We start from the raw sequence: 14,376 nt of genomic DNA on the forward strand, positions 1-14,376 counted from the left end.
GCTATCGGTAACACATGTTGTTATTATTGAGGCGAGTATAAGTTTCTTCATATAAATTAAAAGGGCGCTGATATTTAAATATCAATACCCTAAATATAAAAAATATTGATTAAAAACTATTGAAACGATACCGCCGGCATATTGCTGTTTACAGCTGTCTCTTTAACCTTAAAATCGGCCGGGTGGCCAAGAATAACGGTTTTAATTAAAAACGGAATTTTAACGCCACCATTTATTCCCTCGTAATTTCCAAACTCGGTTACCGAACTTGCGGTACCATCAATCAACTGTTTTATTTTAAGGCCCGTTTTTTGGCTGTAATAGTTTTTAATTACAGCACCATCCACAACACGAACATCAACTTCATAAGCCATATCGCCGTTTACCACTTTCATTGTTGAATCAAGTGACACCGCGTTTCCCAGTTTTTCGTAATCAAGCTCGGGGAAAGCTTTGCTTTTTTCTTTAAGCACTCTTTTGGCCACGTCATCTAAAGGCATTTCATGGTTTACCTGCTGTATACTTATATTATCATTATTAACCAAAATATGGCTTAATACCAGGTTGTTATATGATGGCACAGTAATTTGCTGAAAATACATTCCGGGCATGCGGTACCTCGAAACCATCTGCACCTCGGAGCCCTGCACGCTGGCCGCTGCCGAAACCTGCAGGTCTTTGATGTTTTTCAGCTTATCAACCCCGCCAATAGCATCAAGATAGGTTTTAATTACACTGCCGGCAGTTACACCAGTTGGCACCGGCAAGCCGCTGAACGAGTTATTTTCGGCGTTTACATCCGGCAATTTGTGGTCAGGGTCGATAACGGCCAGGGCTATTTTGGATATGGATTTATAAGGAAAAGTCCAGGTACCACCGCGTTGCCATATTTCGGCAGGCAGTTTTACAATGCCTGTTTTGCCATTTTCTTCTTTAATGCTGATGGTTACCGGCAGGGCCATCTCTTCCAGGTTCTCTATGGTAATCAGCGCGCCCTTGGCCGGGTCGCCGTCCTGGTAGGCAATACCGCTTATGCTTTGGTCAAGCTTCCAGGTGGTAAAAAACCATTCGTTCCAAAACCAGCTCAGGTCTTCGCCGGCGGCGTTATCCATGGTGTGGAAAAAATCCCAGGGCGTTGGATGTTTAAATGCCCAGCGTTTAATATAGGTGCGAAACGCGTAATCAAAACGCTGTTCGCCCAAAATCTGCTCGCGTAAAATGGCAAGACCAAGGGCCGGCTTATCATAGGCCGCGTTGCCCAAAAAGCTTTCCTGTATTACATCCGGAATGGTCATGATTGGTTCTGCATCGGCACTAAACAAACCCGATGCGGCTTTTTGTTCATCTATCGGCTCATAATATTCGCCCATATTAAATACGCGGGTATCTACGTTGTTTAAAAAGGTATTAAAACCTTCATCCATCCACGCATACTTACGCTCGTTTGAGCCTACTATCATCGGGAACCAGTTATGGCCAAACTCATGGTTTGTAACTTCCCAAAGGCCGCCGGCTTTACTTTCCCATCCGCAAAAAACAATCCCGGGATACTCCATCCCTCCCACCGTACCGGCCACATTGGTTGCTACGGGGTATGTATACTCAAACCATTTATCCGAATAAAGTTCAATGGCAGCCTTTACATACTCTGTCGACCGACCCCAGGCTTCGTTACCTTTTACCTCGGCCGGGTAAACCGATTGTGCCAAAGCTTTTTTACCGCTGGGCAAATTAATCCGCGCTGCATCCCATACAAATGCTTTTGACGCCGACCAGGCTACATCACGGGCATTTTTACAGGCAAAGTGCCAGGTAAGCATTGTTTTTTTAGGGTGATCGTTACCGCTCAAAACTTCAGCCTCATCCTTTATCATCACTGTTTTATCACTTACCCGGGCTGCGGCCAGGCGGCTCATGGTAGTTGGCGTGTAAACCTCGGCTGGGTTAAGCAGCTCGCCAGAGCCGGTTACTACCAAATTTGAAGGTGCTGTAATGGTATAATCAAAGTTACCATACTCCAGGTAAAACTCGCCGGCGCCAAGATAGGGCAACACATTCCACCCGGTTACATCGTCATAAACCTCCATGCGGGGGTACCATTGGGCTATTTCGTATATCCAGCCATTTTTAGTTTCCAGGCGGCCCATACGGTCGGTACCGTACTTAGGTATCTCGAAGCCATACTCAACTTTAATCTGTAGTTTGCCACCCGCAGCCTTTAACGAATCTTTAAGCTTTATTTGCAGGCGGGTATCGGTAACCAGGTAATCGGCTTTGGTAGTCTTACCGTTTTTAATGATGTAAATAGCTTTTATTTCATCGCCTTTGGTATAGCTGCGGTTGGTAAAACGCCCCCCTGTAACCGAGCTGGCAGCTTCGGAGCGCGAATCCTCGCGATAAATATTCTGATCGTCCTGTAGCCATAAAAATGTTAAAGCATCGGGGCTGTTGTTGGTATAAGTAATTAACGCAGTGCCGTCAATCCGGTGTTTGGCGGTATCCAAAGTAACGTCAAGCTTGTAATCGGCCCGGTTTTGCCAGTATTTTGAGCCGGGAGCGCCACCGGCATTCCTGTATTCGTTGCCTTTTTCGGGGTAAAATAATGGATTGAAAACTTTATGCTGATCGTATTTTGCGCCCTGTTGATCGTCGGTTTGAGCGTAGCTTAATGTGGAAAAAACACACAGAAAAACAAAAAGAATTGCTTTACAAAATTTCATGAAGGCTTTATTTATAATGACAGGCAAGTTATGCAAATATTTCCAAGTGCTTTTAACGTAATAGAGGCTTTACATATTGCACAGCCTCACCTAAATTAGCCTCCTCTAAATCTCCCCCGGTAGGGGAAACTTTAACTGCTTTTTTAAGTCCTCCCTACCGGGGAGGATTTAGGTGGGGCTTATTACCCGGGGAGATTTAGGTGAGGCCAAAATCATTATACCAACCATTCCCTATTTTTTATATTTTTGCGGATGATTGCGGGCAGAACTTTTATAGCCAGGCATCACATTCCTTATAAATGGATATATCAGTTGTAGTACCGCTTTATGACGAAATAGAATCATTGCCCGAGCTTACCTCATGGATAAGCCGCGTAATGGCCGAAAATCGTTTTACTTATGAGATCATATTGGTTGATGATGGCAGCAAGGACGGTTCATGGGAGGTGATCAGGAAGCTAAGCTTCGATAATCCTTTCATTAAAGGTATCAAATTCAGGCGTAACTATGGCAAATCGGCAGCGCTTAATACCGGCTTTGCCGCTACCAGGGGCGATGTGGTAATAACCATGGATGCCGACTTACAGGATAGCCCGGATGAAATCCCCAAACTTTACCGCCGCATAACCGAAGAAAAATTCGACCTGATATCGGGCTGGAAAGCCAAACGGTATGATCCGTTGAGTAAAACCATACCTACCAAGCTATTTAATTATGCCACCCGTAAAATGAGCGGTATAGATAACCTGCACGATTTTAATTGCGGCCTTAAAGCATACCGCGGCGCTGTGGTGAAAAATATAGAGGTTTATGGCGAAATGCACCGCTACATACCCGTGCTGGCCAAATGGGCTGGTTTCACCAAAATTGGCGAGCAGGTAGTTGAGCACCGCGCCCGCAAATACGGAAAAACCAAATTTGGTATGAGCCGCTTTGTAAATGGCTTTCTTGATTTGCTCTCGATATTTTTTGTAGGCAAGTTTGGCAAGCGCCCCATGCACTTTTTTGGCACAATGGGCACATTAAGCTTTTTTACAGGATTGGTAATAGCGATATGGATAATGGCCGACAAGCTTTATAACCTCTCGCATCATATTAAAGAAAGGCAGCCGACAGATAACCCCTGGTTTTATATAGCCATTGTGGCCATCATTTTAGGCTCGCAGCTATTTTTAACCGGCTTTGTTGCCGAGTTGGTTTCGCGTAGCTCAAGCGAACGTAACCATTACCAGGTAGAGGAAGTAATTTAAATAGATATGAGACGTGAGATATGAGATTTGAGACTAAGCCGGTCGCTATCTGATATCACTACATACAAAACCGGATATGGGATATGAAATTTGAGCTATCGATTAAACAATCTTTGTCTCATATCTCATATCTCATATCTCACATCTGAAAACTATGTTTTTTTCCATCATCATTCCTTTATACAACCGCCCGCAGGAGATCAAAGAATTACTGGAGACCCTGGTGCTGCAAACGTACCGGAATTTTGAGGTTTTGGTGATTGAAGATGGATCGGTTAATGACGCCGAAGCTATCGTAAGCAGCTTTGTTGGACAGTTGGATGTCCGCTATTTTAAAAAAGCAAACGAAGGGCAGGGTTTTACACGCAATTTTGGATTTGAGCGCGCCAGGGGCGACTACTTTATCATATTCGATTCGGATTGTTTGATCCCTGCAGATTACCTGCAGATTGTGAATAATTCGTTAACCGCAAATTACCTTGATGCCTACGGCGGCCCCGACGGAGCACACGCTTCATTTACGCCTACGCAAAAGGCCATCAGCTATAGCATGACCTCCCCTTTTACAACCGGCGGCATCCGCGGTAATAAAAAAGGGATTGGGCAGTTTCATCCACGCAGTTTTAACATGGGTGTATCAAGGCAGGTATGGGAAAAAGCAGGCGGCTTTATTATCACCCGCCTGGGCGAGGATATTGAATACAGCATCCGCATCCATTCCATGGGTTTTAAAATCGGGCTGATACCCGACGCTATCGTTTTTCATAAACGTCGTACCAATTTTGTACAGTTTTTTAAGCAGCTGCACTTTTTTGGCAGGGCACGCATTAACATTTATAAGTTTTTCCCGGGGGAATTAAAGGCGGTGCACTTTTTCCCGGCGGCGTTCACACTGTTCCTGCTTTTTACGCTCATTTTCAACCTATTGAGCTGGCAGATTGCCAAACTGGGGAATTATATGGTGTTGTTTCTCATTTTGTTAATATTTTTTCATGCTTGGTGGAAAAATAAATCAGCAAAAATCGCATTTTTGAGCATTATAGCTGCCTTCACTCAACTAACAGCCTACGGGATAGGATTTATGCAGGATTTTTGGAAGCGGGTAATTTTTAACAGATCATAATAACCTATGTACCACGCCTTTTCTGTTGCAGAAACATTTAGAACTGCATGGAATATTTTCAAACGAAATTTCGCCACAATTTCTGTATTCTCTGTTGTCGGGTTCCTGGTCGTTATTATATCAGGTTTTGCCGTATATTATTTTTTTGACGATGGCGCCGTATTCGGACTGGGAGGCTTTTTCATTTTGCTTACCGAAATAAGCTTTATTTTTCTGGCCTTCAATAAATTAGTTTTCAGACTGATTGATAAAGAATACTATGATTTTGATTTTAGCGAAGTTGTGCCTACAATTAAAATGTTGGCAAGCTACCTGGCTTTATTAGTATTGGTTAGTACGCTGGCCGTACTTGTTACCCATTTAATAGAAAGCGTTGCCAAAGGTTATACCAAGGATGTATTTGGCGTAGCCATTGGTATTTTTGTCCAATTTTTTTTCCTTTTCTATTTCCCGATCTGTACTTGCTTTATAGTTGATGACGCTTCGGGCCCTATTGAATCAGTGGTGCAAAGCTTTCACCTGATACGAGGGAATTTCTTAAAATACTTTTTAATATTTATCATCATAGAGGCTTTAATATTCGTTGGATCCTTAACCATTCTCGGTATTTTATTTGTGATCCCTTTTGTGAATATCATTCTGATAGCAACCTACCGTAAATTGGTTTACAGCCACCTGGATGTAGACGATGACCTGTCCGAAACCAATTAACCAATGGGCCTTAAATCTGTATTAAGCAAAGTTTTTGCAGCCCTGGTAAACAGGGAGCTTAATCAGCTGCGTAAAAACGCCCTTGCACTGCAACAAAATACATTTAGTAGTCTTATCCACCAGGCTAAGGATACCGCCTTTGGTAAAGCGCATAATTTTTCACAAATCAATAGCTACGAAGATTTTAAACGAAATGTACCTATCCACGATTATGAAGACCTGCGCCCCTATATAGACCGGGTTGTAAAAGGCGAAGATAATGTGTTATGGCCGGGCAAGCCAAAGTACCTGGCCAAAACATCGGGCACTACATCGGGTGTAAAATATATCCCGATATCAAAAGAAAGCATGCCCCAGCATATTAAAGCTGCCCGCAATGCCTTGCTTGCCTATATTCATGAAACCGGCAACGCCGATTTTGTTGATGGTAAAATGATATTCCTGCAGGGAAGCCCGGTTTTAGCCGAAAAGAATGGCGTATCAACCGGGAGGCTTTCGGGCATAGTGGCACACCATGTGCCCGCTTACCTTCAAAAAAACAGGCTGCCAAGCTACGAAACCAATTGCATTGAAGATTGGGAGCAAAAGGTTGACGCCATAGTTGACGAAACTTTTAATGAGGATATGCGCCTCATCAGCGGCATCCCACCCTGGTGCCAGATGTATTTCGACAGGCTTTCGGCAAAGGCCGGCGGCAAAAAGGTGAAAGATATTTTCCCCAACTTCAAATTGTACGTGCATGGGGGCGTAAACTACGAACCTTACCGCGCCCGGATGGAAGAAAGTATTGGTTTCAAAATTGATTCTATTGAAACTTATCCCGCATCAGAGGGCTTTATCGCTTTCCAGGATTCGCAAAAGGAGAACGGGCTATTGCTATTGGTTGACTCAGGAGTGTTTTATGAATTCATCCCATCCGAAGAATATTTTAACGAGCATCCAACCCGTATCAATATCAAAGATGTGGAACTGGAGAAAAACTACGCGCTCATCATGAACACCAGCGCCGGCTTGTGGGGTTATAGCTTAGGGGATACCATTAAATTCATATCTAAAAACCCGTATAAGATCATTGTAACCGGCCGTATTAAACACTATATATCAGCCTTTGGCGAACATGTTATTGGCGAAGAAGTGGAACATGCTTTAATGAGCGTAGCAAAGGCCGAGGGTGTTGATGTAATTGAATTTACCGTAGCCCCGCAGGTTAACCCGCCGGCCGGGCAGCTCCCCTACCACGAATGGTTTGTTGAGTTTGGAACACCGCCGGCCGACCTTCAGGCTTTTGCCATAAAAGTGGATAAAGCCCTGCAAAAGAAAAATATTTACTATTTTGACCTGATTGAAGGTAACATTTTGCAACCTTTGATCATCCAAGGCCTACAAAAAAACGCGTTTATAAATTACATGCGATCGGAAGGAAAACTGGGAGGACAAAATAAAGTGCCAAGGCTATCAAACGACAGGAAGATAGCAGATGGCTTAAAAGCGTATATTAGCAAATAAAAAAGTACCGGCCGTCATTGCGAGGATCAATCAGGCAAAACCTGAAGAAAAATCGTTATGATGTGCAACGAATATAGTTAAACGAGTGTTCTGAACTAACGTCATTGCGAGGTACGAAGCAATCCCGAACTATTTGGGACTTAGCATGTCGGGGATTGCTTCGTACCTCGCAATGACGGATATTTAATATTGATAGTCAATAACTTACAAATACGTCATTATAAGAAATGAAGCAATGACGATTTTAAATATAAAAACGTAATTGAGTAACCAGATAAAAAACATTGCCATTTTAGGCTCAACAGGCAGCATAGGTACCCAAACACTTGAGGTGATAAAGGGTAACAGTAACCTGTTCAGGGCTTTTTTACTTACAGCGCACTCCAACGCCGGGCTATTAATTAGCCAGGCTATCGAGTTTGTGCCGGCGTATGCCATTATATGCGATGCCGGCAAATACCTGCAGGTTAAGGAGGCCCTGGCGCATCTGCCTATCGAGGTACTTGCAGGCCACCAGGCTATTATTGATACCGTTACTCATCCTGATATTGATGTTGTACTCACAGCAATGGTTGGCTTTGCAGGTTTGGAGCCGACGATTGCGGCTATAAAAGCGGGTAAAGATATCGCCCTGGCTAATAAAGAAACTTTAGTTGTAGCCGGTGAAATTGTAACCACCTTAGCCAAACAGCATGGGGTTAATATCCTGCCGGTAGATTCTGAACACTCAGCCATATTCCAATGCCTTACAGGCGAGGAAAATAACCCGGTAGAAAAACTGATCATCACCGCATCGGGCGGGCCTTTCCGTGGCCGCAGCCTTGATTTCTTGACCGGTGTAAGCCGCGAAGACGCGTTAAAACACCCCAACTGGGTAATGGGCGCCAAAATCACCATCGATTCGGCATCGCTCATGAATAAGGGCCTGGAGGTGATTGAGGCAAAATGGCTCTTTGATGTAGATGCAGATCAAATTGACGTGGTGGTTCACCCGCAATCCATCATCCACTCGATGGTGCAATTCAGGGACGGATCAATCAAAGCCCAAATGGGTTTGCCTGATATGAAACTACCTATCCAGTACGCCCTTACCTACCCTAACCGCGTTCAAAACGATTTTAAGCGCTTTGATTTTACCGCCTACCCTAACCTGACTTTCGAAAAACCAGACCTGGAAACTTTTCGTAATCTTGGTTTAGCTTATGCTGCGTTAAAACAGGGAGGTAACATGCCTTGTATTATTAATGCAGCCAACGAGATTGCCGTTGCGGGTTTTTTAAACAACAGCATCGGTTTCCTGGCCATGAGCGATTTGATTGAAGAGTGTATGCAGCAAATCGCCTACGTATCGCAACCAACCATAACCGATTATTTGAATACCGACAAAGAAACACGCATCTTTGCGCAAAATTTTATACAAAAACTGCCGTTAAAGGCAATAAACTATTAATAGATAAATATAACGAATGAGTATAGTGATCATGGTAGGCCAGCTTGTACTGGGCCTTTCAATTTTAATCATCCTGCACGAACTGGGGCACTTTTTAACGGCCCGGGCTTTCGGAATTAAAGTAGATAAATTTTACCTGTTTTTTGACGCGTGGAATATCAGCCTGTTTAAGTTTACATATAAAGGTGTTGAATATGGCATTGGCTGGCTGCCTTTAGGCGGCTATGTTAAAATTGCCGGTATGATAGATGAATCGATGGATACCGACCAGATGGCCGGTCCGCCGCAACCCTGGGAGTTCCGCTCAAAACCAGCCTGGCAGCGTTTAATTGTAATGCTGGGCGGTGTTACGGTTAACATTGTTTTAGGTATCGTTATATTTTGGATCCTGACCATCCGTTTTGGCGAAAGCTATATCCCTAATGCCAGCGCCAAATTTGGGATTGTACCCGGCGTAGTTGGAAAAAAGATAGGCTTATTGCCGGGCGATAAAATTACCGCTGTTAATGGTAAAGAAATTGTACGTTTTGACGATTTAACAAGCCCAAAAGTATTGCTCGAAAACACGGTATTTACCGTTGTGCGCGGTGCCCAAACATTAAGCATTACAGTGCCACATACCATATTAAATGATTTGGCCGATCATGGTATCGAAGAATTTATAAGCCGCGTACCACGTACCAAGTTTTCTGTCGATTCGGTTTACGGCAATGCTAAAAAAGCAGGCCTAAAAAAAGGCGATAGCGTGGTGGCAGTAAACGGCCAGCCTGTGGTATTTTTTGACGAGATCCAAAGCCAGCTTGCGGCAAACAAAGGCAAGATGGTTGACCTGAGCGTAAAACGCAATAGCGCAATTTTGCCAATAAAAGCCCAGGTAACTGCCGATGGCACTATTGGTTTTGCAAGGCCCAAAAGCGATTTCCCGGAAGTAAAAACCATAAAATACGGTTTCTTTCAATCTTTCCCTATCGGTGCGGCAAGAGCTATCAGTACATTTACTGACAACGCCAAAGGACTGGGTAAAATATTTAAAGGCGATGTTAAGTTTAACAAAGCGGTAAGCGGGCCAGTTGCTATAGCAAACCTGTTTGGCGGTACTATTGACTGGGTGCACTTTTGGAGCCTGGTTGGCTTTTTATCAATGGTATTGGCGCTGATGAACCTGTTGCCTATCCCGGCACTTGACGGTGGGCATGCTGTGTTCCTGATAGTGGAAATGATAAAAGGTAAGCCACTGAGCGATAAGTTCCTGGAGCGCGCTCAAATTGTTGGTTTTGTAATACTGGTTACGCTGATGGTATTTGTTTTTGGAAATGATATTGTAAATAAGGTAATGAAGAAGTAGGCTGAAAGCCATAAAAGAACAGCCCGGGGACAAAATCTTCGGGCTGTTTTTGATTTGTGGACACCGGGGGGCTATTCAACCATAAATCAATTTTTATCTGTTAGCACGCCGCATAATTTCCGATATTTACCGGCCATGTACACGCTTAAATACCAGGAATTTTCTGAGGCCTTATACCAGGCATTACAGCCCGATCCATTTTATATCAGGTTATTACAATCAATCCCCGGCGATAAGCAGAAACGGGAGGCTTTAATAAGCTATCTCGATTATTCGATGTACGAGGCCGAAAAATACGGCCTGCTGTTTATTCCCGGCCAACACAGGTATGGCGCGTCTGTATGGAGCAAGCCATTAGCAGCAGAGACGGAATCAGAAAAAGGCCGCGAAAAGAAGACATTCCTGAAAACCAGTTTAGGTGATGGCGTGCTTGATGCCTACGTGCAGATGGTAGATTTTATGTCGGCGCAATTGGAGGGTTTAATTGCACCAGAATCATGGTACCTTTCCATCGTTGGCATCAAACCGGAATTCCAGGGTAAAGGTTTAGGTGCCGGCCTAATCACTGATGTATTGGCAGAAACCGACAAATTGGGTTTGCCCACCTACCTGGAAACTTTTACGCCCAGGAACATATCATTTTATAACAGGCTGGGATATAAAGAAAGCGCATCCTTTTTAGAGCCGGTTACCAATGCCACTTATTGGGTAATGCTGCGGGAACCTCGTGGTTAAAAAGCAGGGCAAACTGATTAAAAGAGCCAGGCCCCTTCGGTACCTGAATTGGCCAACAAAAGGCACAAATATTGGATGCGCCAAAATTGCGCGATCAGTTTAGTATTAACCATAATTATATACAATATATTGTATATCAAATATTTACAAAAAATATATCTGAAATGTGTTAAGTTATGTTAACCCACTTTAGACGTGTTTACCCTGTTAAAAAAGCCCCCGTCATTACAACGGGAGCTCGGTTATATAGAGAAATTGGGGAAAGTTCCTTGTTATAATCTTCCGGTGTCTCCGCTTTCTACGCGTTTACGGTAAGTCCAGTAAAACACGATGGGGAATACAAACAGGTTAAAAATGGTATTGGTAATTAAGCCGCCAATTACCACTATCGCCAATGGTTTTGAAGCCTCGGAACCGATGCCTGCGGACAATGCAGCCGGCAGCAAACCAATGGCAGCCATCATGGCCGTCATGATAACCGGGCGCATCCTATCGGCAACGCCGTTTTTCAAAGCCTCGGTAAAATCGGTAAATTGATGATGGCGCAGCTCCTTAATGTTCGATTTAAATTTCGAGATCAGGATGACGCCATTCTGCACGCAGATACCAAACAATGCTATAAACCCTATCCCTGCCGATATATTAAAGTTAACCCCGGTAATCAACAAAGCCAGGATGCCACCCATAATAGCAAAGGGCACGTTGTTTAATACCAGCAGCGAATCCCTGAAGTTGCCGAAAAGGATAAACAGGATAAAGAAGATAATAAGCAAGCTTACCGGCACCGCCTGCGATAACCTTTGCGTAGCACGTTGCTGGTTTTCAAAATCACCGGCCCATTCCAGGCGATAATCTTTAGGCAGCTTAATTTGCTCATTTACCTTAGCCTGTGCTTCGGCAATGGTGCTGCCCATATCCCTGCCGCGGATAGAGAACTTGATAGCGCCGTACCGACTGTTTTTATCGCGGTATATCATACTGATGCCCGTTATTTTACCAATATCGGCTATCTCCCTTAGCGGAACTTTACCGCCATTTAAAGTAGGTACACGCAAATCGCCTATGGCGGTTGCATTGTTCCTGAAATCCTCCGGGTAACGGATGCGGAGGTCGAATTTCTTTTCACCTTCGTAAATCTGGGTTGCAGCGCGCCCGCCAATTGCGGTTTCTATTACCGCGTTAGCGTCGGCAGCTGTAACACCGTATTGGGCCATTTTATCCTGGTTAAGGTTTATCTGTAACTCGGGCTGGCCCATGTTGCGTAAGATGCCCAAATCTTCGATACCGCGTACACCTTTCAGAATCTTGTAAATCTGCTCTTCCCTGCTCTCGATATAAGGATAATTATCGCCAAACATTTTTACCACGATAGAACCCTTTACCCCCGATACCGCTTCTTCCACGTTATCTGATATAGGTTGCGAGAAGTTGAGGTCGACACCGGGATAAAACTTCAGCTTATCCTGCATCCGGGCAATGAGCTCTTCTTTGGTTTCTTTACGTTTCCATTCATCCTGCGGATAAATATCAACATGAAACTCAATGTTGTAAAAGCCGGTAGCATCGGTACCATCATTTGGCCTGCCGGTTTGCGATATCACCTGCTTAACCTCGTCAAAACTCAGGAAAATCCGGCGCATCTCGTTGGATAGCTTAACCGATTCTTCCAGCGAGGTACTTAACGGGCCCGTTGCCCGCACATATATCGATCCTTCGTTTAATTCCGGTAAAAACTCGGTACCTAATAATGTAAAACAGCCTAAACTAATAACCAATGCAGTAACTGCTATCGGGAAAACTATTTTGCGGCGTTTAAAACACCGGGTATAAAAGCGAAGTGCATTTTTGGTGATAAACTCAACAAATATGTTATGACGTTCCTTTACATTTTTACGTAACAGGATGCTGCACAGTGCAGGCACCAATGTAAAAGTTAACAACAAGGCACCCAAAAGCGCGAAGCTCAACGTCCAGGCCAGGGGCGAAAACATTTTTCCCTCTACCTTTTGAAAGCTGAAGATGGGTAACAAACCGGTAATGATAATGGCTTTGGCAAAAAAGATGCCCTTACCGTTTACCAAACTGGCCTGGCGGATTAACCCAAGCTTGCTGAGTTTGTTAAAATTCTCCATCCCCATTTCCTTGGCCTTATGGTCAAGCAGTACAAAAATCCCCTCTACCATTACCACGGCCCCATCTATGATGATACCAAAGTCGATAGCGCCCATCGAGAGCAAATTGGCCGACATACCTTTTAACTTCAGGCACATGAATGCAAACAGCAAAGCCAACGGGATAATAATAGCAACAATAACCGTGGTGCGCCAATCGGCCATAAACAGTAATACAATCACTGTTACAAATATGATCCCCTCGGCCATGTTGTGCAACACGGTATGTGTTGCAAAATCAACCAGGTTTTCGCGGTCGTAAAAGGTATTGATCTTAACATCCTCAGGCAGTATCGTACCGTTCAGTTCTTTGATCTTATCTTTAAGGCCGGCAATAACAACACTGGGGTTCTCGCCTTTGCGCATCACCACTATACCTTCTACAACATCCGGGTCAACATCGCGGCCCACCTGGCCCAGCCTGGGCAATGACGATTCGGTTACTTCGGCAATTGTCTTTACGTAAATAGGCGTGCCTTTTACGTTATTAACCACGATGTTCTTTATCTCGCTAATGTTGTTGAGCAACCCTATGCCGCGCACCACGTAGGCCTGCCCGCTTTGCTGTATCACATCGCCGCCTACGTTTACGTTGCTTTTGGAGACAGCGTCAAATAACTGCAAGGGGGTAATATCGTACTGAACCGCCTTTTCGGGGTTTATGGTTATCTGGTAGGTTTTTACCTCGCCGCCAAAGCTGTTTACATCGGCTACGCCCGGCACAGCCCTTATCTCGCGGCTTACCACCCAATCCTGTATGGTTTTCAATTCGCGTACCGACCGTTTATTACTGGTTAAGGTGTAACGGTAAATTTCGCCTGTCGGTCCGTAAGGGGGCTCAATTTCGGGGGTAATGCCATCTGGCAAATTGGCCTCGTCAAGGTGGTTGTTGATCTGTAAACGGGCAAACGCATAGTCTACATCATCATCAAATGTAATTTTTACTACCGACAGGCCAAACAACGACGACGAGCGCACACTGGTCTTTTTCTCGGCCGGGTTCATGGCCAGTTCTATGGGGCGGGTTACAAACTTCTCCACTTCCTCGGCGCTGCGGCCGGGCCACTGGGTTATAATAGTTACCGATGTATTGGTTACATCCGGAAAGGCATCTATAGCGATGGTTTTAAAGCTGATATAGCCGGCCACCGCCATAAGCAGGGTAACAAAAAATATAAAAATCTTATTTTTAAGTGCAAAAGACAGCACTCCTTTTATGAACTTGTTCATCTGTTCGTTTTAAAAGCCTCACCTAAATCCTCTCCTAAAAGAGAGGACTTTTGATTTGCGTGTTTTTTTATTTTCCAGACTCTATTATTAGAATGTTGGTTAAGGTTGCCCCATGCCAATCAGAACCTTCTCCTT

9 protein-coding genes are annotated in these 14,376 nt (G+C 44.3%); 7 read left to right on the top strand and 2 right to left on the bottom strand.

All coding sequences use genetic code 11. From position 1 onward, the window contains the following. Positions 1–116: 116 nt before the first annotated feature. Entirely contained in the window at positions 117–2,720 is a 2,604-nt protein-coding gene (locus AC1RM2_RS33540; RefSeq protein ID WP_492989482.1) for a M1 family metallopeptidase, read from the bottom strand. 299 nt (positions 2,721–3,019) lie between these two features. Here AC1RM2_RS33540 and AC1RM2_RS33545 point away from each other — a divergent pair, with 299 nt between their 5' ends. The 7 genes from AC1RM2_RS33545 to AC1RM2_RS33575 all read left to right on the top strand — a co-directional run bounded on the left by AC1RM2_RS33545 (position 3,020) and on the right by AC1RM2_RS33575 (position 10,840). Then, the gene (locus AC1RM2_RS33545) at positions 3,020–3,970 is read left to right on the top strand and encodes a glycosyltransferase family 2 protein (RefSeq protein ID WP_492989483.1); all 951 of its coding nucleotides are present in this window, start codon (positions 3,020–3,022) and stop codon (positions 3,968–3,970) included. Positions 3,971–4,124: 154 nt separating this feature from the next. Continuing rightward, positions 4,125–5,093, top strand: a complete 969-nt coding sequence (locus AC1RM2_RS33550; protein ID WP_492989484.1) for a glycosyltransferase family 2 protein — start codon at positions 4,125–4,127, stop codon at positions 5,091–5,093. 6 nt (positions 5,094–5,099) lie between these two features. Beyond that, positions 5,100–5,804: a hypothetical protein gene (locus AC1RM2_RS33555; protein WP_492989485.1), complete on the top strand. Its 705-nt coding sequence runs from the start codon at positions 5,100–5,102 to the stop codon at positions 5,802–5,804. A 3-nt stretch (positions 5,805–5,807) separates the two neighbouring features. Further along, positions 5,808–7,310 (top strand): GH3 auxin-responsive promoter family protein, encoded by a 1,503-nt coding sequence (locus tag AC1RM2_RS33560; protein WP_492989486.1) that lies wholly within the window; start codon positions 5,808–5,810, stop codon positions 7,308–7,310. A 262-nt stretch (positions 7,311–7,572) separates the two neighbouring features. Further along, positions 7,573–8,760 (top strand): 1-deoxy-D-xylulose-5-phosphate reductoisomerase, encoded by a 1,188-nt coding sequence (locus AC1RM2_RS33565; protein ID WP_492989487.1) that lies wholly within the window; start codon positions 7,573–7,575, stop codon positions 8,758–8,760. 16 nt (positions 8,761–8,776) lie between these two features. After that, positions 8,777–10,105 (top strand): RIP metalloprotease RseP, encoded by a 1,329-nt coding sequence (rseP, locus tag AC1RM2_RS33570; protein ID WP_492989488.1) that lies wholly within the window; start codon positions 8,777–8,779, stop codon positions 10,103–10,105. Between the two features lie 135 nt (positions 10,106–10,240). Beyond that, positions 10,241–10,840 carry a GNAT family N-acetyltransferase gene (locus AC1RM2_RS33575; RefSeq protein ID WP_492989489.1) on the top strand — a complete coding sequence of 200 codons (600 nt, stop codon included), beginning with the start codon at positions 10,241–10,243 and terminating at the stop codon, positions 10,838–10,840. A 272-nt stretch (positions 10,841–11,112) separates the two neighbouring features. On the opposite strand, the gene AC1RM2_RS33580 is transcribed toward AC1RM2_RS33575, so the two are convergent. Beyond that, a complete protein-coding gene (locus tag AC1RM2_RS33580) occupies positions 11,113–14,241 on the bottom strand; it encodes an efflux RND transporter permease subunit (protein ID WP_492989490.1) in 3,129 nt (1,042 codons plus the stop codon). Positions 14,242–14,376 lie beyond the last annotated feature (135 nt).

It is taken from the genome of Mucilaginibacter sp. GW822-FHT03E02, assembly GCF_058801545.1.